This is a genomic window from Candidatus Erwinia haradaeae, from assembly GCF_900698985.1.
GTDB lineage: Bacteria > Pseudomonadota > Gammaproteobacteria > Enterobacterales > Enterobacteriaceae > Erwinia_E > Erwinia_E haradaeae_B.
The window spans coordinates 147,717-174,339 of the sequence record NZ_LR217730.1 but is presented as its reverse complement, the minus strand read 5'-3'; the positions used below and the strand labels follow the sequence as shown (position 1 = coordinate 174,339).

The 26,623-nt window shown below is 30.9% G+C and carries 13 protein-coding genes and 1 pseudogene; 8 read left to right on the top strand and 6 right to left on the bottom strand.

Annotated elements, in window-relative coordinates:
* The first annotated feature begins 163 nt into the window (after nt 1–163).
* Entirely contained in the window at nt 164–2,317 is a 2,154-nt protein-coding gene (gene pta, locus ERCIPSPA2889_RS00550) for a phosphate acetyltransferase (protein WP_157988942.1), read from the top strand.
* Nucleotides 2,318–2,810: 493 nt separating this feature from the next.
* Here the strand turns inward: pta and ERCIPSPA2889_RS00545 are convergent, their stop codons facing one another.
* On the bottom strand, nt 2,811–3,176 hold the full coding sequence (locus ERCIPSPA2889_RS00545; protein WP_157988941.1) for an HIT domain-containing protein: 366 nt from the start codon (nt 3,174–3,176) through the stop codon (nt 2,811–2,813).
* Between the two features lie 467 nt (nt 3,177–3,643).
* Nucleotides 3,644–4,201: an inorganic diphosphatase gene (gene ppa / locus ERCIPSPA2889_RS00540; RefSeq protein WP_157988940.1), complete on the bottom strand. Its 558-nt coding sequence runs from the start codon at nt 4,199–4,201 to the stop codon at nt 3,644–3,646.
* Between the two features lie 899 nt (nt 4,202–5,100).
* Between ppa and ERCIPSPA2889_RS00535 the strand changes: the two genes are divergently transcribed.
* Nucleotides 5,101–5,718 (top strand): Fe-Mn family superoxide dismutase, encoded by a 618-nt coding sequence (locus tag ERCIPSPA2889_RS00535; protein WP_157988939.1) that lies wholly within the window; start codon nt 5,101–5,103, stop codon nt 5,716–5,718.
* A 318-nt stretch (nt 5,719–6,036) separates the two neighbouring features.
* The gene (bamB, locus tag ERCIPSPA2889_RS00530; RefSeq protein WP_157988938.1) at nt 6,037–7,224 is read left to right on the top strand and encodes an outer membrane protein assembly factor BamB; all 1,188 of its coding nucleotides are present in this window, start codon (nt 6,037–6,039) and stop codon (nt 7,222–7,224) included.
* Nucleotides 7,225–7,713: 489 nt separating this feature from the next.
* Here bamB and ftsY read toward each other — a convergent pair.
* The 4 genes and pseudogenes from ftsY to icd form a co-directional block, all read right to left on the bottom strand.
* Nucleotides 7,714–8,622 (bottom strand): annotated as a pseudogene (gene ftsY / locus ERCIPSPA2889_RS00525) (signal recognition particle-docking protein FtsY); the annotation flags it as partial.
* Nucleotides 8,623–10,176: 1,554 nt separating this feature from the next.
* A complete protein-coding gene (gene uvrD / locus ERCIPSPA2889_RS00520) occupies nt 10,177–12,345 on the bottom strand; it encodes a DNA helicase II (RefSeq protein ID WP_162298019.1) in 2,169 nt (722 codons plus the stop codon).
* 1,258 nt (nt 12,346–13,603) lie between these two features.
* Complete coding sequence (gene trhO, locus ERCIPSPA2889_RS00515) at nt 13,604–14,548, bottom strand: oxygen-dependent tRNA uridine(34) hydroxylase TrhO (protein WP_157988935.1); 945 nt, start codon at nt 14,546–14,548, stop codon at nt 13,604–13,606.
* Between the two features lie 346 nt (nt 14,549–14,894).
* Nucleotides 14,895–16,145 carry an NADP-dependent isocitrate dehydrogenase gene (gene icd / locus ERCIPSPA2889_RS00510; RefSeq protein WP_157988934.1) on the bottom strand — a complete coding sequence of 417 codons (1,251 nt, stop codon included), beginning with the start codon at nt 16,143–16,145 and terminating at the stop codon, nt 14,895–14,897.
* A gap of 1,109 nt (nt 16,146–17,254) precedes the next feature.
* On the opposite strand from icd, the gene ERCIPSPA2889_RS00505 reads away from it, so the two are divergent.
* From ERCIPSPA2889_RS00505 to asnS, 5 genes are all read left to right on the top strand, one after another.
* Nucleotides 17,255–18,445, top strand: coding sequence for an amino acid aminotransferase (locus ERCIPSPA2889_RS00505; protein ID WP_157988933.1), 1,191 nt, complete (start codon nt 17,255–17,257; stop codon nt 18,443–18,445).
* Nucleotides 18,446–18,942: 497 nt separating this feature from the next.
* Nucleotides 18,943–20,241, top strand: coding sequence for an adenylosuccinate synthase (locus ERCIPSPA2889_RS00500; protein ID WP_157988932.1), 1,299 nt, complete (start codon nt 18,943–18,945; stop codon nt 20,239–20,241).
* Nucleotides 20,242–20,718: 477 nt separating this feature from the next.
* Nucleotides 20,719–22,980, top strand: a complete 2,262-nt coding sequence (gene rnr, locus ERCIPSPA2889_RS00495; protein WP_157988931.1) for a ribonuclease R — start codon at nt 20,719–20,721, stop codon at nt 22,978–22,980.
* A 342-nt stretch (nt 22,981–23,322) separates the two neighbouring features.
* Nucleotides 23,323–24,060 carry a 23S rRNA (guanosine(2251)-2'-O)-methyltransferase RlmB gene (gene rlmB / locus ERCIPSPA2889_RS00490; RefSeq protein ID WP_157988930.1) on the top strand — a complete coding sequence of 246 codons (738 nt, stop codon included), beginning with the start codon at nt 23,323–23,325 and terminating at the stop codon, nt 24,058–24,060.
* 1,087 nt (nt 24,061–25,147) lie between these two features.
* Nucleotides 25,148–26,536, top strand: coding sequence for an asparagine--tRNA ligase (asnS, locus tag ERCIPSPA2889_RS00485; RefSeq protein ID WP_157988929.1), 1,389 nt, complete (start codon nt 25,148–25,150; stop codon nt 26,534–26,536).
* Nucleotides 26,537–26,623 lie beyond the last annotated feature (87 nt).

The window sequence follows — 26,623 nt, the reverse complement described above, 5'->3', positions numbered from 1 at the left end:
ACTTAGGGATCTCATACACAAAATATAAAAATAATAATCATTTTGAGTCACAGCCTATTTTTAATAGCAGTCAATCAAAAGAATGCTCTCTAGTCATAAACTATATGACAATATTAATCACTACATATTGTTACGTTATCAAAAAACTACAGGAGAAATCGTTATGGCACGTACTATTATGTTTATTCCTATAGATACATACATGGATGTTAGTAACATTCTTGGAGGTGTTTTATTGGCTATAAAACATTCAAAAATACATAGCGGTCTTTTTATACCTATTGTGCAAACATATGATAACAAAAATCCAACTACTACTAAGATTAGTATAAATACTAATCCATCAAGCATCGATCTAGCAGATTCTTCTATATCTTTACACCATGCTATTAAGCGCATTCTATCAAGTCAAGTTGATATGTTGATGGAAGAAATATTTATCAACTATAAAAAAAATATAGATAAATATGATGTTATTTTAGTACAAGGCCTGATGCCATCCCATATAAACCCATATATTTATATGCTAAACACTCAAATTGCTCAAATACTAAATGCTGAAATTATCTTAGTAGGCACAGAAAATAATAATTATTTCCCGCAACTAAAAGAACGTGTAACGTTGATATCAAATAGCTTTAACAGTAATAAAAATAAAAATATTATAGGCATTATTTTAAATAAAATTGATAATAACACAATAAGTATTAACAATTCATCTTCTAAAAAATCAACACCAGTTAATGATGCTTGTGAGCCTTGCCTGTTTACTCTTAATACATCAAATCTAGTCGATGAAAACTTACTTCCATTGCTAGGATATATACCATGGAGCTTAAGAGTCATTGCCCCTCGATCTAGCGATCTCTTTCATTATTTGCATGCCTCACCTATTAATAAAGGCAAAATTAGACGCGTCACATCAATAATTTTTTGCATAGATCCTTTAGAAAATATGCTTAAGATTTTTAAACCAGGCGCATTACTCGTGATACCCTCTCATCGATTAGATATGCTATTAACAACCTGTTTAGCCGCATTAAATAATATATACATCTCGGGTATCCTATTAACCGACAGTTATTCTATAAATAAAGCCACATGGAAATTGTGTAGAATAGCATTTCAAACTGAATTAGCAGTATTCCAGGTTGCAAGGAATATTCAGCAAACGACCTTTGATTTGAACAAATTTATACTAAAAGTATCCAGTAATGATATTAAAAATATTGAGCGCATACAGACATATGTAGCCCGTCATGTATCTACGAAATGGATTAACTCTTTACATCAGTCTATCTTAAATAAACCTATCATAAATAGATATCATGTGTCTGCAGCAGAATTCAAGTATCAGCTAATTCAGCTATCTCATAAAATCAAGAAACGAATAATTCTCCCAGAAGGGGAAGAGCCTCGCATTATTCAGGCTGCTACTATGTTTGTTGAGCGAAACATTTCGGACTGTATACTATTAGGCGATCCAAAAAAGATTAAATATATAGCATCTCAGTTAGGCATTAAATTTAGTGCACGCATCCAAATCATAAACCCAGAGATAATACGTGAACAATATGTAGATCGTCTTGTAGAGCTTCGAAAAATACAAGGTATGACTAAACTATTTGCACATAATCAGCTAAAAGATAATGTCATACTTGGAACCATGATGCTTGAACGGGATGAAGTAGATGGTTTAGTATCAGGGTCAATAAATACTACCGCTAATACTATTCGACCTGCATTACAACTAATAAAAAAAGAAACCAATAATCTACTAGTATCTTCTGTATTTTTTATGCTTTTACCTAAACAAGTATTAGTGTATGGTGATTGCGCTATTAACCGCAATCCTAATCCAGAAGAACTTGCCGAAATTGCTATACAATCTGCACATTCCGCAATAGCATTTGGAATTGAGCCACGTATAGCTATGATTTCTTATTCTACTGGTGACTCAGGATCCGGGGATAGCGTAAAAAAAGTAATGGAAGCCACGCATATTGTTCAAAAAAAACGACCGGATTTACTGATCGATGGCCCTTTACAATATGATGCCGCTATTATTCCTAATATAGCACAATCTAAAGCTCCTAACTCAGTAGTCGCCGGTCAAGCTACTATATTTATTTTTCCGGATCTCAATACTGGAAATACTACTTATAAAGCAGTACAACACGCAGCAAATATTAATACTATTGGACCAATGTTACAAGGTTTAGGTAAACCAGTAAATGACCTATCGCGTAGTGCTTTAGTGGAGGATATTTTGTACACAATTGCCCTCACAGTTGTTCAAGCATCACAGTCCTATTAATATAATATATTAAAAACACCTTTACAAAAAACTCAACTGACAATCAAGCATTTTATATATCTAAATTTTATAAAATTTACTATTTAAGGTGATTTAAACCTAATAAATAAGACATATATATAATCAATATCATATTAAACTCAGAATCTTAGGATACACAAAATATAAAAAATCACAGTGATCTAATTATTTTAATTCAACATAATTCAACCGGTATTTTTATTAAAATAACATATTAAGTGTTTCTCTGTAATATTATGATTTAGGTTGTTATCTTTGCCATTTGGTGCAAATCAATTGTAACATACACATATACACTTTTTAAATAACAGATCTTTCATGGAAAAGTTCTTATCATTTTACAAAAAAATAATTTATAAATCAAAATCGCTTATTTTGTATACATACTAGGTACTCTCATTATAAATAATTATATATTTATACTATATGATCTCCATCAATTAAAGATAAAATAAAACCCTATTTTTAATTATTACTTAACATCTCTATAAACTAACATAGGCCCTAATAGACAACCTCCAATCAGATGTAAGTGCAGATGATATATCTCTTGTCTTCCATGTTTATTGCAATTAATAATTACACGATACCCATCTTCTGCAATCCCCTCATCTTTAGCGATTTTAGAAGCTAAAATAATCATTCTCCCCAACATAACTGCATGGTCATCAACTACATCATTAAGTGTTGGAATTAAAATATTTGGTACGATTAAAATATGTATTGGAGCACAAGGAGAAGTATCACGAAACGCTGTAATCAAAGCATCCTGATAAATAATATCTGCTATTATTTCATGTTTTATAATTTTACTAAAAATAGTATTTGTTGTGACCATAATAAACATTCCATTTTTAATTAAATCTAAAAACCCAGAAAAAATTAGAAAGTAATAAAAATTACTTCACAATATACTAAAATAATAATATTAAAATAGAGTTTTTTTAACTAACATATTAATATACAATTTAAGATACAATTCAGAAAAAAGATAAAAAATATAAAAAAATATACAAAACAATAAAATAATAAAAAATATTAATTAAAACTAAAAGAGTATGTTATAAAAAAACAATAAATTATAAAATAAGTGATCATGAGATTGATCTTTTTAATATTTAAAAGAATATATTTGCTTAACAATATATGTTTCATATAAAAAACTGTGTTATAAATAATATCACTCAAATATAAATTATTTAAATATATAGAAAAGGATCATTTTTAAAGGCTCGAGGTACATCATCAGTATGATAAATATCATTAACAATATTATAGAAATAAATTACCCACGCCTGAATAACTCTACAGATTATTAATAGCACTTAACTTATGTTTTTCATGAAATCTCCTGCTAGAAGAAAGAATTTCATCCTTGGCAGCTGTAACATTTTTCCAGCTATTTACTTTAACCCATTTTTCTCTTTCTAAAACTTTGTACTGTTCAAAGAAATGTTGAATTTGATTACGTAATAGCTCTGATAAATCACACACATCCTGAATATGTCCATACTCTGTGCTTAACTGCTGCACGGGAACTGCAATTATTTTAGAATCTGGGCCTGATTCATCAGTCATTTGCAGCATGCCCACAGGACGACAACGGATAACTGAACCTATATGAAGTGGATAAGGTGTTGGTACTAATACATCTACTGGATCTCCATCTTCAGATAAAGTGTAATTTATATAACCATAATTACATGGATAAAACATGGTAGTTGCTACAAATCTATCTACAAACAAAACCCCAGTCAATTTATCAACTTCATATTTTATAGGATATGAATAAGCTGGAATCTCCGTAATGACATAAATGTCATCAGGTAAATTATAACCATCTGGCACATTTTTTATACTCATGACGATTCCTTCATGTGATTAAGCTAATCAATACATTAATCAGTACGATCATTAAATAAGCAAGATATATAAAAAAACTACATGATAATCAATAATATTTTTAATCAATCGCTAAAAACTCAAAATCTCCCCTTTAGATCTGTATACGTAGTATAACAAAAAGCCTTTAAGATAAACTAGAACCATCTCGTGCTTCTAATCCAACTAGTTGCCAAACTTATTTCATTTATGCTATAATTTATTTACTTAGAGATTTTTATAGAGCCATTATTAAAAAACATATATAGCCCAATTATAGTTATATGAATATTAAAATCCAATGTATATAAATATATTATAGACATTATTTAAGGATATAATAATAGTGAGCTAAACACTAAGTCCACAATTAAGAGTTAAAATAATAAAAACCTATGACTTTTAATAATTTAATCAATTACATTGATCATTGATCGTTTTAGTCATTACGCAGATTTTGTGTATTATGCAGATCAGAACCACAAAGTAGTCTAATTATTATTATTTTGTACTATTCTTAACTTAAATTTTCTCAAATAATAAAAAGCTGCTTCATTTTTTTTACATTATTCATTATATAGTTTACTATACTGTTTTTAGTACTAATAACAGATTGATTCATGCATACTTCTCTAAATAAAAACCAAATTAAAACACAAATCACTCATAATAGCAGTAATTAATAACAGACTTTGTTTACTTTATTTTTATTGAGTAAAACGCTAGAACTAGTGTTGTATGTATATTTCTTTAATATTACTTTCTTAATGTGTTACTTTTTTAGCATAAATATCAAATATAAGTTTTTTCTGACGATCACTAAAATATTAGTCAAAATTACTGCTATAATATGTTTCACCAAATAAACTGGAGATATTAAAATGAATTACACACTACCACATCTACCTTATGCATATAACGCGCTAGAACCTTATTTTGATCAAAATACCATGATCATCCATCATACCAAACATCATCAAACTTATATTAATAACGCTAATGCCGCTTTAATAGATACTGAGTTTTCAGATATGCCAGTTGAAGATTTAATTTCTACATTAGATCAACTACCTGATAATATAAGGAATATATTACGAAATAACGCCGGAGGGCATGCTAATCATAGCTTTTTCTGGAAAATCTTAAAACCTAATACATATTTAAAAGGAAACCTAAAACAAGCTATCGAAAATGATTTCGGAAACATCGATGATTTTAAAGAGACCTTTGAAAAGTCTGCAGCTTCCCATTTTGGCTCTGGTTGGGTATGGTTGGTCAATAAAAACAATAAACTATTAGTTGTATCTACTGCTAATCAAGATAACCCCCTTATGGGAGAATTAATCTCCGGTGCATCTGGAACTCCAATCCTTGGCTTAGATGTCTGGGAGCATGCTTACTATCTGCAGTATCAGAACCAACGAATAAATTATGTTAAGGCATTCTGGAATATAGTCAACTGGGATCAAGTATCCATAAATTTTTTAAAATCTGTATAATATGTTAAACTCTACCAAAATGTGAGATGTCTATGATTTATGAAAGAATTATATAATATTCTAGTAATATATTACTGAAACATAACATATTCATAACATAAAAGAGCAAACTATCAACTCTAGTGATATTAAGTAATATTTTCGTTAATCAGATTATCTTTCAGCAATCTGTTTGTATACATTTCTCCAATAAAGTTCATAATCTTATTTGATATATAATAGAAAAAAATCTCTTTCAACGCAGAAAGATATCAATAAAATGTAAGAAAAATTTCTTTTTTAAAAAAGCACCAATGTATCTAAAAAATAAGGAATGTAATGATATTTATTAAGTTATTGGTAAGAAACTGTATATTGCTCACCTTACTGAGTGGGTGCTCATGGTTTGGTGGTTTAGATAATTCTGCAGAAATGTCAGTGTTACCAAAAATACACAACCAGTTTAATCCGAATAGAGTCTGGAGCATTAGTATCAGTAATAATAGTAATCACTTTTATTCTAGTCTACGTCCAGGATATTCTGATAACATTTTTTATGCTGCTGATCGCAATGGTATAGTAAAAGCTATTTATGCAAGTAACGGCAAAGAAAAGTGGAGAATCAATCTTGCAGATCATCCGCACTTTTTCTCTAAAAAACAGCCAGCATTGCTGGCTGGTGGGGTGACACTTCATGGTAATTATGTCTATATTGGAAGCGAGCGTGCTATAGTATTTGCTCTAAATTGTAACGATGGGTCAATTGCCTGGAAGACTTCTGTAATGGGTGAAGTGTTGTCTGCTCCAGTAGTAAGTGATAATCTTGTTCTAATACACACTACTAACGGCATGCTGCAAGCGCTAGATCAGTTTAATGGTATAGTACAATGGTCAGTTCACCTTGAGGTTCCTACATTGAGTTTACGTGGCCAATCTTCTCCAGCCACTACATGCGGCGCAGCAATTATAGGGGGGGATGATGGCGTCATAAGCGCAATTCTACTGAATCAAGGTCAAGTTATCTGGCAAGAGCGTATTGCTTATCATAGAAAAATAACTGGAGTGCAGCAATTATCTGATGTTGATATGACCCCTTTAATTGTAAACGGAATAGTATATGCTTTAGCATATAATGGTGATCTGGCAGCACTAGATGTAAAATCTGGCCGCATTCTGTGGCATCATCATATTGGTTCTGTGCATGATATGATCATTGACGGTAATCGTATATTTTTAGTCGACCAAGATGATTGCTTATTAGCTCTGAATAAAAAAGATGGCGCTAAAATTTGGAAACAAAGCAACCTTCTATATCGTCATCTTACTCCACCAATACTATACCATAAATATCTAGTTGTAGGTGATGATAAAGGTTATCTTCACTGGATAAATCCTATAAATGGCAGTATTATATCTCAACAAAAATTAGACAAAACAGGATTTCAGACTAGACCGCTAGTTACTAATGACTCTCCGCTATTAATCATTCAATCGAAAGGTGGTAAAGTTCATGCGATTAGGTATTAATATACTCTCTCTGTAGAAACAATATAGATATAATACATTTTTTATTCTTAATATTACCTTAAAGTACTATTTAAGATAATTTTTTGCATAGAACTCATTCAGATCATAAAATCCAGCTATATCTACATATAAACTATCTTTGTTACTCTATTACATATATATAACCTAATATATGTAAATAACATAATCTAATATATATAGTTTTTCTAAATTAGAAAGCTAGTTTTACAAAATTAATAACTATTTTATATTACAATAAATTTCTTTAAAAAAACACAAAACATTAAAAGAACACAAAGAAGAATTTTTTCAAAACACGTTTTTTAAAAACATGCAGTTTATTCTAGAAAAAAAACTGTATATATGTTCACACACAAAGATTAGTTCTAGTAACAACGTGCATTAAAGCCGAACAAATATCACTATAGGGGTTCCTAAATAATAATTAATCTAAAACAATCACTCCTAACCCCTCATCCAGAATGAAGTCTATTCTTGAGAAAACATCGCATCTATAAAAGAACTTACTTGAAAAACACGCAAATCTTCTAAATTTTCACCAGAAGAAATATACCGAATTGGAATATTAAATTTATCAGCTATTGAAAATATTACACCGCCTTTTGCTGTTGTATCTAACTTAGTTAAAGCAATTCCAGTTAGGCCAATAGCTTCATGAAAAAATTTAGTCTGACTTATAGCATTCTGTCCAGTGCTAGCATCAATGATTAATAAAACCTCATGAGGAGCACTACAGTCTAATTTTTTCATAACGCGAATGATTTTTTTGATCTCAGCCATAAGATATGCTTTATTTTGTAACCGTCCAGCAGTATCTGCTATCAAGACATCTATATGACGTGACTTCGCAGATTGTATTGCATCAAAAATTACTGCAGCAGGATCTGAACCAGTTGATTGTGCTATGACTGGAATATTATTACGTATTCCCCACACTTCCAACTGCTCAATGGCTCCAGCACGAAAGGTGTCCCCTGCAGCTAACATCACTGACCTCCCTTCATTCCGAAACTTTCTTGCTAACTTCCCAATAGTGGTCGTTTTCCCCACACCATTCACACCAATCATCAAAATAATAAATGGAAGCCTTCCTGAAATATCAAGAGGCACCTCAACTTTATATAAAATCTCAGATAAATTAGCTTTTAATTGGCAATAAAATGATTCTGTATCGTGAATCTTCTTGTTATCTATTTGAGTTTTTAAAATACTGATAACGCGATGAGTAGTATCGACACCAAGATCAGCCATTAACAACTGATCCTCTAATGTTGTGAGTAAATTACTGTCAATGGGTTTTCCTCGCAATAAATTCATTACCCCATCGACCAAGTAACTACGTGTCTGCTTTAAGCTAAACTTTAAGCGATTATAGAATTTGATCTTTGTCAAGCTTTTCTTTTTGTGAGGATATTCATGATCTAGCATAACTATTCTTCCACCTATTATGAATTATAAAAAGAGTCATGTAATAACTACTCTAAAATATTAATAATCCATTGTAGTATAAAAAAATAAACCTAGTATATATTCTTTATTACACCTATATGAAAATACTATTAGAAAATTATAAAAAAGATTGTTATTATAAAATTCCTTTTACGTTAGTTCCATAAAACAATTAACCTCAATCTTCATTTTTTTCTAATGTTAATACAGGAATGTTTTCTAAGTTATTTTTTTTTCTTAGAAAAAACTCACTTAGGGTCCCTATCTATTTTAATATGCTGAGCATTTGCTATATATAGCAATTATAATACTTCAATCTTCAAATACATGAACTGTCTCTATCTTGTACATAGTCTATCCCTTCAATACTCTTAAAAAACTATAGATAACATCCATATTAATTATTTTAGATATAGAGCATTCTTCCATTATAAATTAGATGGGCTATTAAACATACTTAGTAAAAATATCTTACCTCAATAATTATTTATATCCTAAAACCCGTTCAATATAATGTAATTAGATCGAATAAATAATAAATCTGACGACACTGCATTTCTGTGATATATTTTTCATATTTAATAATTGATAAACAATAGAAAAATATTAAAGATATGGCAACCTATAAGTTTTGTCATATAATCTACACGAACAGAGCACCGTGCCAATAGTGCCATATACAAAGGGTATAGTATTACTTTGATAACTAAAACATATTAGACTGATCCAAATAATATAAATTCTACTGCTATTTATTTCTTATAGATCAATCAATATCTAATTAATGAATTTTTATAACTCTTACCCACAATCTATAAGAACAAACTCACATAACACTTAATACAAAAATCCCTTAAAAACACAGGCAATACTTTATTTTTTATTCAATAATCTCAATTATATTGTATGTAATATAATTGTTAGATATTTTATAATATCTAATGAACTAAAAATATAACTATTAAATATATATAGCATTATAAAATCAAAATAAACACACTAATCTCCAAAACAATCAACTAATGTAAGAGTCATATATGCTTATTAACATATAATGAAACACTGAAATATAACATCTAAACTAAGTAAATATTTTTATTATTATAGAAAAGATAATATATTAAAATCATTAATAATCACTCGTCTCTATAGCGATAATAAAAAAATATTATTTATTAATTATTATATGCAATCGCTATCTATAATAGTATTTATTAGGAGTAAAGATATTTTTCTGCCGTTTCTCTTAATTAATATAAATAGTTTTAATATAAAAATTGATGTCTTATTCTTAATTTTTTTCTATATTTAGCCTTTTTATGTATATCATACGAATGAGACCCATATTCAAGATTTTAAGAAAAAATATATTTATATTATATATATCACATAATATTATCCAATAACTATCTTCAAAGTAATTTTTTGTTAATAATCACAAAAAAATTAAATAACTATTATTAACGGGCGCTCTCTTTCAAATTACCTAATTTCTAGCATAGCATATATAGCAACTAACCATTTAACCCCTTCCTTCCGAAAATCAATCTGCAAGCGCGTCTGTTCACCGTAACCTGTAATATGCATAATAACTCCTTCACCAAATTTTACATGTCGAACCCTCTGAGCAATCGAAAACCCACTGTCATGCATAACACCTCTAGCTGTCTTATTCTTATATTCTAGAAGTTGTTTTTCTTGTGAATTATGATATAATTTTTTAATACATAAATCTGGTATTTCTTTTACAAAACGCGAAAGCGGATAAGATACTTCCTTACCATAAATGCGTCGGTTTTTTGCATAACTCAATATAAGTCTTTTCATTGCACGGGTAACACCGACATAAGCAAGCCGACGCTCTTCCTCTAACCTATGGCTTTCTTGTAAAGCAAACTGGCTAGGAAATATACCCTCTTCCATTCCAACAATAAAAACCTGAGTAAATTCAAGACCTTTAGATGCATGTATAGTCATTAACTGCACAGAATCCTGACTCTGAATGTCCTCTTCTATATTTATATCTAGTGCAGATTGAGCTAAAAACGACTTAAGAGAAACAAGATCAGTATCCTTATTGTGCTGACTGTGATACTGCCTGGTGGTATTTATTAATTCTTCTAAATTCTCAATACGTGTTTGACCTTTTTCGTTTTTCTCTTTTGAATACATAAGCCACAGACCAGAATCCTGAAGAATGCGCTCCGTTTGCATATGCAATGGCATATGAGTCGTTAATGCTTCTAGAGAATCAACTAATTGAATAAAACGCTTTAAAGAAGAAGCAGCTACATGAGCAGACAATTCTTCATTGTTTAATAATTCTAGAGAGGCCATCCATAATGTTATTTGACGCTGACATGATATTTGACGAAGAATCTCAAGGGTATGCAAGCCAATGCCTCGGCGAGGAGTATTTACAATACGTTCAAAAGCGACATCATCATTTCGATTAGCGATTAAGCGTAAGTAAGCGATAGAATCTTTTATTTCCTTTCTCTGAAAAAACCGAATACCACTATAAATCTGATATGCAATATTTCTTTGTACTAACGCCTCTTCTACCTCTCGCGACTGCGAATTATTACGATATAATATAGCACAATCACGCAAAGACTTTCTGTCTTTTGCCCATGATTGAATACAATTAACTACGAAACGCGCTTCGTCAAATGCATTTAAAGCGCAGTAAAGCAGAATTGGCTCCCCATCAGAAGCCTTTGTCCAAAGTTCTTTACCTAAACGGTCATTATTATTAGATATTAAAGCATTTGCAGCTTTAAGAATATTTAAAGTTGAGCGATAATTTCTCTCCAGACGTATGGTACTTGCTAACGGAAAATCTTTAAAAAATTGCTGCATATTTTTTGTTTGTGCGCCTCGCCATCCATAAATTGATTGATCATCATCACCAACAATCACTACTTTACTCTTTTCTCCAGAAAGCGCACGAATCCAAGAATATTGAAGGGCATTAGTATCTTGAAACTCATCTACTAAAATATTAGTAAACTGTCTATGGTAATTATTTAAAATTTCTGCTTTACACTGCCACAATTCACAAACGCGTAATAATAATTCAGCAAAATCTACTAACCCAGAACGATCACAAGCCTCCTGGTAAACCTCATAAATACGTAACCATATCTGATCAACCTGGTAAAAAGATTTTTTTAACTGACCTGGGCGCAAGCCCTTTTCTTTCTTATCATTAATATACCAGACACCTTGACGAGGTTCCCACTTTTTTTGATCAATATTCATACCCTTCATTAAACACGTTAGTAAACGCAATTGATCATCAGAATCTAGGATCTGAAAATCTTTTGGTAAGTTAGCATGTATATGGTTAGAATATAAAAAACGATGAGATAGAGCATGGAAAGTACCAATCCACATATCACTCTGCTGAGTTCCAATTAATTCTCTTACTCTCTCACGAAGCTCCTTAGCTGCTTTATTGGTAAATGTAACTGCAATAATTGATTGAGGAGAGAATTTTTCTTTTTCTATCAACCAAGCAATGCGATAAGATAATACACGAGTTTTTCCGCTACCAGCTCCCGCTAATACTAAAAAATTTTCACGTGGTGCAGATACAGCTATACGTTGTTGATTATTTAAATGCAATAACAGGTCAGAAGCATTCACAGGCATCATAGATTGTTTAAGTTGTCTGATCTTCTCATAAAAAGAAAATATTTTATTATTAATATCTTGTTACATGAAGCTACATCAAGTCTTTCAATTTTAAATATACATATTAAGACTTTTCCGTTATAACTTTCAATATCTAAAGATATATTATAAGCCATAGATATATAAAAAATGCATAAAACATCTATTTACGCTATCAATAAACAAATAGACTTTATCAAAAAATAAATTATCTAGTGTAGATGAGTATCCTAATCTAAATATAAAAATATATCTGATTGATTATTTGACCTCAGTTATGGTTCATCTCTAAAAATATGTATCTATAGTACCCCTACCTAATATAAATACTGTGACTTGTGATCAATATTTCCATACCTTATCATGCATAGATATTATCCTATATATTGTGCATATATCTTAATAAAATATAAAATCTTTATGGAAATTTTTTCCTATTCTCTCCTATAAACCTTATAATAAGTAGTGAGAAATAAAAACCAAATCACTGTAAAGCCAAAATGCTTATTAAAATAATTAATTGATCAAATTTCATATATTCTAGGCTAATATAGTAGATAGATAATCAACTGATTAAAATATAATTTTCTTAAATTATAACAACTATAGACACAAAACAATCTAATAAAAAATCTCCTAAAAGATAAACAAATATAGCATTTTATTGATAGCTGAAAAACATAAACTAAATATATTTAGAATTAGCTATATTAGGAAGTTAATTGATAATATATTTTTAAATCATACTTATTAAAGAGCATACTTGCAGATAATTTTTATTAAATGTCCACAAAAATGATATTTATTCAGGTTTAGCAATACATTCTGAATTTACTAAAGAGATAAAGGGAATCTTTTTATTTTTTTAAATTAAATAAATTTTTTATGATTTAATATTATACATTACAAACTAACAATAGAACATTTTAATTTAATAATCTACCAGACTGGTAATAATTGAACTTAAAGTAGATATATAAATAATACTCATTTACTCATCATATAACTCGCACCTTCTGATTTAAAGTGCTATACTAAATCTATACAAAATATTTTTAGTCTTTATTTTTACAAAAAAAAATAGTATATACCACATATTAATAAATTATAATGAATAATATTACATGCATTTTGGTTATATATTCTTCCCTTTCAAAAAATTAATTATACCACAGTATTTTTAGATAACCCATGTATGTATATTTTTATACTACTAAATAACATTATTTTATCACGAAACAAAGAGTTGCTGCATACAGAATATACTACAGCAATAATTAAACTGATAAGCACATTTTGGGCATTGAATAAAGAGTTTATGACAGTGGGTATTTCTACAGTTATGATAACTATCACAACTATTACCACATTGATTACAATATGCTAAAATATCTTGAGAGATACGCTCTGACATCCGTTCATCAAATACAAAGTTTTTTCCTATAAAATGCACCGGTAAACCTTGCATACGTGCCTGACGAACATAATTAATTACCCCACCCTGAATTTGGTAAACTTTTTTATACCCGTGGTAATGCATCCAAGCGCTAGCTTTTTCACAGCGAATCCCTCCTGTACAATACAATACTATTTGCTGTCTTTTATATTTTTTTAGCATATCTACGATAATTGATAACTGCTGACGGAAAGTATCTCCTGGAATAGATAATGCTTTATTAAAATGTCCTACTTGATACTCATAGTAATTTCGAACATCTACAAATACAGTCTCACAATCATCCTGTAATAAATTTACAGTCTCTGCGTTTATGTACGCACCCACATCATTAGAGTTAAAATTTACATCAGTAATACCATCTGCAACAAGACGTGGACGCACTTTCAAACGTAATACCCAAAAAGATCGTCCATTATCATCTAGCGCTATATTCATATGCATAGAAGACATATGAGGATCAAATGTATGTAGCATCTTTTCCATTTTTGAATATAAATCACATGGTACACTAACCTGCGCGTTTATGCCTTCTTTAGCTACATAAATACGACCAAAGACTTTTAAATTCATAAGAGCTAGATAAAGAGCATCTCGAAACTCATAAGGGTTAGTAATAGTGAAATATTTATAGAAAGAGACAGTTATACGATTTGGAGCTTCTGATAGCAAGCGACTTTTTAACTCCTTATTAGGAGTTGTATTATATAATAATGACATAATATATGCATATCCTGCGTCTATATATTTAAGAATAATTTCAGGTAGGATTGATTTTTTTACAAGTCTTTATTTTGTAATGTTTCAAAAAATATATCTTAGATCTCACGAGCCCTATAATCTATTAAACTAATATAAACCTGTCGCCCAAATATATTACTTAATAATCAGCCAATATAGAAATACAAAGATTGTTATGCATACGCTTGCTTGCATATGCATAACTATTCAATATTATTATTAGATTTGAGTAATTTTAAATTTGAACCAATCATCTAACTACGTCTATTGATTTATCTTAATTAATTACATCAATGAAAAAATCATTTAAAAAAACCAACACAGATTACATATTTTTTATCACAGCTTCACCGAACTCAGAACATGTTAATAATGTCGCGCCGAGCATCATACGCTCAAAATCATAGGTTACAGTTTTAGCAGAAATGGTCTTTTCCATTGCTCTAATAATAAGATTCGCTGATTCCACCCAGCCCATATAGCGTAGCATCATTTCAGCAGACAAAATTATAGAACCAGGATTAACTTTATCTTGACCGGCATATTTCGGTGCAGTACCGTGAGTAGCCTCAAACAATGCACAGGTTTTACCAATGTTAGCGCCTGGAGAAATTCCAATACCACCTACTTGTGCTGCTATTGCATCTGAAATATAGTCACCATTAAGATTCATACAAGCAATCACGTCATATTCAGCTGGGCGCAACAAAATTTGTTGCAAGAAAGCATCAGCAATAACATCTTTAATTACAATATCTTTTTGATTATGGGGGTTCTGTATCAAAACTTGCGCGCTATGATCGCTTGAGACTCCACTGAATTCCTCTATGGCTACCTGATAACCCCAATCCTTAAAAGCGCCTTCAGTGAATTTCATAATATTCCCTTTATGAACAAGGGTAACAGAATCACGGTTATTAGTAATCGCATACTCAATTGCAGCACGTACTAAACGTTTTGTCCCAGCTTCTGAGCAAGGTTTAATACCGATACCACATTGCTCTGGGAAACGAATATTCTTAACATTCATTTCCTGACGTAGAAATTTTATTATTTGATTTGCTTCTTTAGTGCCAGCTGCCCATTCAATACCTGCATATATATCCTCAGAGTTCTCGCGAAAAATCACTACATCAATAACTTCTGGATGTTTCACTGGACTAGGTGTTCCAGTATAATAACGTATTGGACGTAAACAAATATATAGATCTAATAACTGACGTAAAGCTACATTTAAAGAGCGAATACCACCTCCTACTGGAGTAGTTAATGGACCTTTAATAGCAATATGATATTTTTTAAGAAAAGACAGAGTTTCTTCTGGTAGCCAAATACCCGGACCATATAACTGTACTGCTTTTTCACCAGTATATATCTCCATCCAACTTACTTTACGTTCACCAGTATATGCTTTCTTTACAGCAGCATCAACAACCTTCCTCATGACAGGAGAAATATCTCTCCCGATTCCATCTCCTTGGATAAAGGGGATAATTGGATTTACTGGTATATCAAGTTTCCCTTGATAATACGTAATTTTCTGACCTTCTACTGGAATACATACTGGACTTTTCATTCAACCCCCTAACAATGCTATTATTAATCATTCAAGAACATTAATATCTTATAAAAAAATATAAATTCTCAAGAAAAATCTAGATATAATATCATGTTTTTATCAGAATCATTATTGAAATATATTTCATATCTAATGTATAAAGTAATAATTGTATTCTAGTAAATACTTAATTTGAATCTTTCTAAAAGTATAAAGATTTTTATCTTATTAAATTAGTAATTATTCATCGTAAATAATATGAAATTAAAATTACTATCTTAATATATATAATAATTCACTACAATATAATACAAAGCATCAACTTATAATTCATAAAATTAATAAAATTTATGTATGAAATTTATAAAAAATGGAATTACAAAATAAGGAAAAAATAATTAAAAATATGATATATATCATTCAATAAGTATATTTTTTAAGATACCACACTACTAAAAACTAAGTATTTTAACTAAATATTAAATGTTAATTATTGTTATGAACTAGAAAAACACTGTGATTTTAATTTGAGTGAATCTACCAAGGATATATAGTTAACTAAAAGACCACATATCTATTATTTGACTTTTAATCTAAATTATTTAATAATTTAGATTATTTTAAAATAAGTATATATTTGTAATTATACAATAAATATCTTTATTTTTAATATTATTTGAATTTACTAGTGTCATACTATTATGAAGTTTATTTCTAAATACCTAGATTTTTAAAAATTCTTAAGTAAGTTCTATGATGATAGAATACTAATAATACATTAAATATTATATAATTAGATTAAATTTTACTCTCATTTGCTCACTAATTTTTATTTTATTTACAAATTAAGAATTATTATTCTGATATAAAAATATGTTTAATAAATCCTAAAATAAAAATCACTATTTATAACTATTAATCATAACTATTAAACTACAAATTTTTAAATACTATTCTATCAATATTATAAAAATAAATTTTTACCACATTCCATGTTTGACATATTCAATGTGATTGAGATAACTCAAAAATTTAAGTGAACAGTCTATCACTCACATAATTAATAATCTATGTATAAACTTTTTTCTCAATTTAAAAAAACGTACATTAAAATGGACATATAAAGAATGTTTGAACTAATTAAAGAATCACCACCGGACCCTATTCTAGGTTTAAATACTGAATTCCATGCAGATCAAAATATAGAAAAAATTAACTTAGGCATTGGAGTATATACAGATCACACCGGAAATACATCTATACTTTCTAGCGTAAAAAAAGCAGAGAAATTTCTTTTAGAACGAGAAGTCACTAAAAATTATCTACAAATTGATGGTCTTCCTGATTTTGGATATTACACTCAAGAGTTACTGTTTGGGCAAAACAATCCACTAATCAAGCAGAAACGCATACGTACTGCGCAGACACCTGGTGGCACAGGTGCATTACGTATTATAGCAGATTTTATTGCGAATCAAACTAATGCAAAAAATATCTGGATTAGCAATCCTGGTTGGCAAAATTATAAAAATATTTTTTCTGCAGCAGGACTAAAAATCTATATGTATAATTATTACGATCCAATTAACCATACACTAGATTTTAGCGCCATGAAACACAGCCTAAATTCTGTTCGTCCTGGTGATGTGGTAGTTTTTCAAGGTTGTTGTCATAATCCAACCGGAGTGGACCCATCTCACGCACAATGGAAATATCTGTCTAAAATGTCTCTCGAGAAAGGTTGGATACCATTATTTGACTATGCTTACCAAGGATTCTCTAAAGGACTGGCTCAAGATTCTATCGGTTTAAGTATTTTTTCTACGATGAACAAGGAACTTATTGTATGTAGCTCTTATTCAAAAAATTTTAGCTTATATAATGAACGCGTTGGCTCCTTAAGTATTGTCGCCAGTCAATCTACTATTGTTGATACGGCTTTTAGTCAGATAAAATCAACTATTCGTTCTAACTATTCTAGCCCGCCATCGCATGGCGCAGCAGTCGTTTTAACTATTTTGAGTAATCAAGCTTTACGTCTTCAATGGGAAAATGAATTATCTATCATGAGAGAACGTATTACACTAATGCGCCAATTACTGGTAGACACACTAAAAACAAAAATAAAAACAACTAATTTTAGCTTTATCACATCACAGACTGGTATGTTTTCCTTAATCGGGCTATCACCTAAACAGATCGAGCGTTTACGTAATGAATTTGGAGTGTATATACTGCAATCAGGTCGAATGAATATAGCAGGTATTACTCTAAAAAATCTTTTTCCATTATGCGCAGCTATTAATCATGTACTCTAAAAACTAACGATAGTGATCACTGAAAAGCAATAGTATATCTTAACATGTAGTTAATAACATATTAATTTATCGCTATATATGTCATTAAAATATATTAAGATAAAAATTTTTATATAATATATTTCTTTATTTTTAATTGAAAAACAGTCAACCTCCATAACATATAGGATGCTTTTTAAATATTATTAATAAAAATCTCCGAAACTCAATCATCTAGTGATATTACTATATTTGTTTCTGCTTCACCTAAATCGGAATAAGTATTTAAGGAGTATCTTATGAATAATATTGTTTTTGATATAAAAAATTATACTATCTTACATTAATGATATACTAAATACTGCAATCTACTGAAAGCCATTTACTTCGCTTAATGTTAATTGAATTGATAGTAAACCTGTATATATACATAACAGATCAGTATACTAGTAGTAATCTGTTATCATTAACTCATGATGATATTCCGTTATTTTTAAAGAAATCGGTAATTCTGTAAAATGAAAAAAAACGTCGTAGTACTTGGCACCCAGTGGGGTGATGAAGGAAAGGGAAAGATCGTTGATCTTCTTACTGAATGGGCTCAATATGTAGTACGTTATCAAGGTGGCCACAATGCAGGTCACACACTAGTTATTAACGGTGAAAAGACAATCCTCCATTTAATTCCATCAGGGATCATGCATCCACATGTTGTTAGTATTATCGGACATGGTGTAGTCATCTCTCCCGCTGCTCTTATGGAAGAAGTACAAGAGTTAGAATCTCGGGGGCAATCTGTAGGAGAATCGCTCTTAATCTCTACAGCGTGTCCACTATTATTAGAATATCATGTTTCTCTAGATATTGCACGTGAAAAAGAGCGAGGCCGTCAGGCAATTGGAACCACTGGTCGTGGTATTGGTCCTGCATATGAAGATAAAATCGCTAGACGAGGACTCAGGTTAGGTGATTTACTAAATAAAAAAACTTTTGCAGAAAAACTTAAGAAAACGATGGAATATCATAATTTTCAGCTTGTTCATTACTATAAAACCAGCGCAGTAAATTACTATACAGTGCTTAAAAATATCATGAAAATCTCTGACAACTTAACGCGGATGGCCATTGACGTCTCTGGGTTACTAGAAGCTGCCCAAAAACGCGGTGATTTAATTATTTTTGAAGGGGCTCAAGGAACACTATTAGACATCGATCATGGTACGTATCCATATGTAACATCATCAACTACCACTGCCGGAGGTGTATCACCTGGTACCGGGCTTGGTCCATGTTGTATAGGTTATGTTTTAGGCGTTCTAAAAGCCTATTCTACTCGCGTTGGATCAGGTCCCTTTCCAACTGAGTTGCGTGATCACACTGGTGAATTTCTTTGCAAACGAGGCAACGAGTTTGGCGCAACCACTGGTCGCCGTCGTCGCACGGGATGGTTAGACGCTGTAGCTGTGCGTAGAGCCGTTCAAGTAAACTCCATTTCAGGTTTTTGTATTACTAAATTAGATGTATTGGACGGCCTTAAAGAGGTTAAAATCTGTGTAGCTTACCGCATGAAAGATAACAGCCACATTACCGTTACACCTCTAACTAATGAACATTGGGAAGAGGCTGAACCAATCTATGAGGTCTTACCAGGGTGGAGTCACAGCACGTTTGGAATAAAAAATTTAGAACTTTTACCGCCCGAGGCGCTAAATTATATTAAACGTATTGAAGAAGTAACAGGTGTTCTCATTGATATTATTTCCACCGGACCCGATCGTAGTGAAACCATTGTATTACGTAATCCTTGTACTTTATAAACTTTTATACTAAAGATACCCCTTTAATATTAGAGCGCTGATCAATATTACCATAATGGTTTACTACCCTTCTTTGAATATCACTATTTGATTTTCTTCCTCACGAGCTATATAGACCTATAAAGTCATCACACTTACAATCTTTACAACTGCAAACGCTCTAGAGAAAAAATCATCATCTATTATAATATGATTTTAGTTAGAATATCTATAATATGCTTCTCTACAATCACTCGATGAGTAATAAAGTAGCTATCTGAATAATAAAGTAATTGTTAATAATAAATATATTTCATACTATCAAGGTCAGTAATAATTTCACGACTCACGTCACTATCCAAAATGACAATATATATACTATATTATTCATAATATAACTCAATATTTCTTAAATATTCTAGTTGTAGGCCAGTATCTACTATACTGCATCATCATCAATCAATACGTTACTTGACAGATCAGAATGGAGAAACCTTAATGTTATACGACCTATTTAAGGAACGAGAAGCTCAAAAATACGATAACCCCATTCCTAGTCGAGAATCTATCCTATATCATATAGAAAAATATAAAAATCCAATTCATCGTAATGAATTAGCGAAAGAGCTACTTATTTATGAAAAAGAAAAACTCGAAGCCCTGCGAAGAAGGCTACGAGCTATGGAACGCGATGGACAGCTAGGATTTACTCGCCGGCAAGGTTACTCGGTGCTTAAAAAAATTAACCTATTACAGGGAAAAGTCATTGGGCATCGTGATGGATTTGGTTTTTTACGCGTCTCTGGTAACAAAGATGACCTTTATCTCTCAATAACACAGATGAAAATGTGTCTACATGGAGATATAGTGCTTGCACAAAAGATCAGCTCCGATCGTAAAAGTCGCCGAGAAGCACGCGTTATTCGTGTAATTGAGCCACGGAATACTCGTATTGTGGGTCGTTATCTACGTAATTCTACAGGGGGTTATGTAATTCCAGATGATCATCGCTTAAAATTTGAGATCTTTATATCTGACAACAATCTACTTACCGAATATTTAGGTTTTATTGTAGTAGCAGATCTAGTACAACGCCCAACATTAAAAAATCAAGCAATTGGTAAAATTATCAAAATACTTGGCAAGACAATAGACACAAGTCTGGCAGTAAATATTGCCTTGCACACCCACAATATTCCTCATCAATGGCCAAAAGGACTAGAGAAACTTATTTCACAAGTAAATGTGGAGATACCAGAAGATACTAAACATAACCGCATTGATCTTCGTGAATTACCATTAATAACTATTGATGGAGACGATGCTTGTGATCTCGATGATGCCGTGTTTTGTATACGCGAAAAAGATAGTGGATGGCGTCTTTGGGTTGCGGTTGCTGATGTTAGTTACTATGTAAAACCTAGTACCTTGTTAGATGATGAAGCTATACATCGTGGAACCTCTGTATATTTTCCATCACGGGTTATTCCAATGCTCCCCGAGGTACTCTCCACTAAACTATGTTCGTTAAATGCAGATGTAGATCGTTTATGCATGGTGTGTGAAATGACAGTCTCTTCCAGTGGAGAATTAACTAGCTATAAACATTATGAAGCGATTATGAACTCCTCTGCGCAACTAACTTATAATACAGTTTGGAATATCTTACAGGGAGACAAAAAATTACGAAAACAACACTTACCTTTAGTAAAAAATCTAGAGGAACTACACAGCATGTATGTAGCATTAAAAAAATCTCGCAAACAACGCGGAGGGATTGTATTTGATATTGCTGAGGCTAAATTTATTTTTAATATACAGAATCGTATTGAACGCGTAGAAAAAATGGTACGTAACGATGCGCATAAAATTATCGAAGAATGCATGATTCTTGCAAATGTTGCATCAGCATGTTTTGTTGAAGAACATGGTGCACCAGCATTATTTCGGGACCATGATCGCCCGGTAGACGATAACATTAAAAGCTTTCGTGTCGTCCTAAGCGAACTAGGCCTGACTCTATGTGGCGGAGAACAACCAGGTCCACTAGATTACTCAGCTCTTTTAAAAAAAATTCATGGACGCTCAGATAAAGACATGATACAAAGTATGCTATTACGCTCAATGAAACAAGCAGTTTACGATCCAGAAAATCGTGGACATTTTGGCTTAGCTCTTCCATCTTATGCGCATTTTACCTCACCAATTCGCCGCTATCCTGACCTAATACTACACCGTACTATTAAATATATTGTAGCAAAAAACCAAAAATATCTAGAAAAAAATTGCAAACTCACTAGCACTGGAGGATATCATTATACCACAGCTCAAATGCTACAGCTCGGCCAGCACTGTTCTATGACAGAACGCCGCGCCGATGAAGCTACACGTGATGTAACTGACTGGTTAAAATGCGATTTTATTAAAAATAAAATTGGAGAAATCTTTAACGGTACTATTTCTAGTGTCACCAGTTTTGGTTTTTTTGTACGTCTTGATGATTTTTTTATTGATGGGTTAGTTCATATATCTACATTAGAAAAAAACTGTTACCATTTTGATTCTATAAGGCAACGCTTAATCGGAGACCGTGTAAATCCTACTTATCGTTTAGGTGATACTGTAACGGTACGGTTAGATTCCGTTCATCTAGAAGAACGTAAAATTATTTTAGCACTAATAAGTCATACAAGCACATTATTTCATATAAATAGCACCTTAAAAAAGAAAATTTATACTCAAAAAAAACAAAGGAAATAAAAATAATTTTAAAATAATTTATATAAAAAAATTTATAAATATATATACTGACTTATAATATTATATAATATTCACTATAATAAAACATTCTAAAGATAATTAAAACCAAGTATTCCCCTAATGGATGATAAGAATAAGATAATAATTATTATTATACTAAAGAAACATGATGAATAAATAATTAATCAAAAAATATTTAAAAACATTAAGAATTTCTTAATAGTAAAGTTTTTTAATAACACTTCTCTGGTATCAAGAATACTATACGTAGAATAACAAAATAAGATAATATATAATATATTAGAGACATGACACATTATTGTAATTTAAAGCATCTAAAATATGAATGAAATAGTTTTTGGTATTTATGCTGTACAAGCAATACTTAATAGCGCTCCGCATCGCTTAAAAGAAGTTTGGATTCTTCAAGGGCGCAAAGATAATCGTTTAGAAACGCTAATGCAATTGCTAGAGATGCATAACATTATCATTCATAAAAAAACTCGAAACAGAATGGATCAGAAGTCGGAAGGCGGTGTACATCAAGGTGTTGTTGCTTTTGTGCGATGCAAGCCTTTATATCAAGAAAATGATTTATTAGCCTTATTAGCTAAAATCAATAATCCATTTTTTTTAATTCTTGATAGTATTACAGATCCTCATAATCTTGGTGCCTGCATTCGCAGCGCAGATGCAGCTGGCGTGCACGCTGTAATCATACCAAAAAATCGCTCTGCACGACTAAACTCTACAGTAAGCAAAGTCGCTAGTGGTTCTACAGAAAATATACCCCTCATTCATGTTACTAATTTAGCACGGGTTATGCGTTTATTAAAACGAGAAAATATTTGGATTATTGGTACGACTGATAAAACTCACCAAACTCTTTATCAAAGTAATTTAACAGGTCCATTATCTTTGGTGATGGGCTCAGAAGAAAAAGGTATACGGCGTCTCACACATGAGAGCTGCAATGAACTAGTACACATTCCTATGATGGGAGGCGTTTCTTCTCTTAATGTTTCAGTAGCTACCGGTATTTGTTTATATGAAGTAGTGCGCCAGAGAAGCTTGTGTTAAACACAGTAATAGAAAAAATAATTAAATTGCGTGTTAAATTGTATTATAATATAAAAAATTTTTAATATATCGATTTTCATAAAAACCTACATAAAAAGTAAAAGTTATACATAAGAGGTTGAAATGATATAAGTTATATAGATAATTGCCTATAATTTAAATGCAGATTGATCATTGTCAAACATAATTATATTAAACATAAAAAAATTTTTTAAACTATTTTAAGAGACAGCATATTACGCAAGTATAATTTAAAAATTTATTATTATAATATAATAGTATTTTTTCTATAGAATCTATATGTAAATTAATAAAATAGAAAACTTTTAGTAATTATTTTAGTTTTTATATAAAAAACTATTAAGTTAAACCGTAATTAGATCATTAGGTCATGATAGATAAAAAAAGGTAATCGCTCTATGTTATCCTATATCGATGTATTTTTTATCTTTTAATTAAATATTAAGATATATGTCTAAAATATAATCTATATCAATAATTAGCAATTAGTATTACGAAAAATCTATCATAATCAATACTATTGATTCCATGAATTTTTCAGCGTGATTTTTTATCATATAATCAAATAATTATTTAAATTAACATATATTTTTTACTCGATAATATATATTATAGATCTTCTAATCATGCATCTTTTTATATATTGTAATAATACTGTATATACAGATAAAATAAAGTAATAAAATAAAGGTAATATTAGTATATAATAAGATCATACAATCCAATAAAATATATTATTATTCTCTTTTTTGATCCTGAGCAATTCTATTAAGAAAATTTAAAAACATTTCCACTATCTCTTATATACTTTTATATACATAAAAGTATATTAATAAAAAATTATACGAAAACACATTATATTTATATTAAAAATAATTATTGATTATTAGCATACCTCTGTAATCTATATCAAACATTAAAGTCTTAAATACAATTGGCAGATCAGTAGCATGCAATAATTAACTAAAGTGTTAACTAATTATATCAGGTAAAATACCTATAGAACATAGCAATTTAATATACATAAAATTTTCCATGTTATATCAATAAATACCAGGAGACTGATATGCACATAGTTTCTATAGCAGACATCCTGAAAGGATGTATAACTACAGGCAGTACAGTCACCGTATGCGGATGGGTTCGGACTCGTAGAGACTCAAAAGTTGGTATTTCCTTTATCTCTGTATATGACGGTTCTTGCTTTCACTCTCTTCAAGTAATAGCAGAAAAAGAACACTCGGATGTATTACGTCTCACAACTGGTTGCTCATTATCAGTAACCGGAAAAATTATAGAATCACCAGGCAATGGTCAAACTTTTGAAATGCAGGCCGCTAATATAAAAGTCGTAGGCTGGGTAGATAACCCTAATACCTATCCAATATCAGCAAAAAATCATAGCCTGGAATATCTTCGTGAGGTGGCTCACCTTAGGCCACGTACTAATATAATTGGAGCTGTGACACGTGTTCGTCATTCCATAGCACAGGCTTTACATCGTTTTTTTAACAAAGAGGGGTTTTACTGGATTGCAACACCAATACTCACTGCATCTAATACTGAAGGCACTGGAGACATGTTCCGCGTCTCCACATTGGATACAGAAAACCTGCCTCGCACAGAATCAGGAAAAGTGAATTACGATATGGATTTTTTTGGTAAAAAAACTTTTCTTACTGTTTCCGGTCAGTTACATGGGGAGACCTATGCTAGTGCTATATCAAAAATTTACACCTTTGGTCCTACTTTTCGCGCAGAACAATCTAATACTAGCCGTCATCTATCAGAGTTTTGGATGATAGAACCAGAAATAGCATTTTCTGATTTAGAAGGGGTGTCTATTCTTGCAGAATCTATGCTTAAGTATGTTTTTCAAGAAGTTCTAATAGAGCGTTCTGATGACATGGATTTCTTTTCTCGCCGAATAGATTCAAATATAATTATACGATTGCAGAGCTGTATCTTAACTCAGTTTGCCAAAATCGATTATTCTGATGCTATTAATATCTTGTTATCATCTAAACAAAAATTTGATCATCCAGTACAATGGGGGCTGGATCTCTCATCAGAACATGAACGTTATTTAACAGATAAACACTTTAAAGCTCCAGTAGTAGTAAAAAACTACCCAAAAGATATTAAAGCATTTTATATGCGCTTAAATAACGACGGCAAAACAGTGGCCGCTATGGATATTTTAGCGCCAGGCATTGGGGAAATAATTGGTGGATCACAAAGAGAAGAGCGTGTTGAAATATTAGACATGCGTCTCATAGAAAAAGGTATATCGATAGAAGATTATTGGTGGTATCGTGATTTACGTCGCTATGGAACGGTACCACACGCAGGGTTTGGATTAGGTTTAGAGCGATTGACTTCCTATATTACAGGAGTAAAAAATGTAAGAGATCTTATTGCTTTCCCACGAACACCACGTAATGTATCTTTCTGAGTATTTATTGTGGTGTCTATATACTTCATACGCATAATATATGTATACTTCATATGTATTCAGCTTAGGTATAACAAAATTATGATA